Raw genomic sequence first — 386 nt, 5'->3', positions numbered from 1 at the left:
GCCGAGAACGTCAAACCGACCTTCACCGTGCACATCAACACCGCCCTGGCCCACGACCTGGTCGTGACCCTGAGCAATAACGCGGTTGTGACCATCAAGGCCGGTCAGACCTCGAGCGAGCCGTATGCTCACGACGCGCAAGGTGACGACGTTTACCAAGACGCTGGCGAAATCAGCCTGGGCATCAAGTCGGCGGTAGACGCTACCGGTGCGGCCTTCGAAAACCTGCAGTTGGGCGGTGATGCTTCGGTCAAGGTGACCGACACCATCGACGAAGTGGTGGCCAAGCTGACCGCGACGCCTTCGGTGACCGAAGGTGGCGAGATCACCTACACCATCACGCTGACCAACAAAGACGGTCTGCCGATCAACAACCATTCGGAGCT

General features: G+C 60.1%; 1 protein-coding gene. It reads left to right on the top strand.

What is annotated here, in order from left to right; translation table 11 throughout:
• Positions 1–386: immunoglobulin-like domain-containing protein (locus tag SB756_RS28385; protein WP_410912821.1), on the top strand; the 386-nt coding region annotated here is incomplete at both ends.

Source organism: Pseudomonas sp. SIMBA_068 (assembly GCF_046534705.1).
GTDB classification, from domain to species: Bacteria; Pseudomonadota; Gammaproteobacteria; order Pseudomonadales; family Pseudomonadaceae; genus Aquipseudomonas; species Aquipseudomonas putida.
The sequence above is the reverse complement of the archived record's forward strand: the minus strand, read 5'-3'. Positions and strand labels throughout refer to the sequence as shown.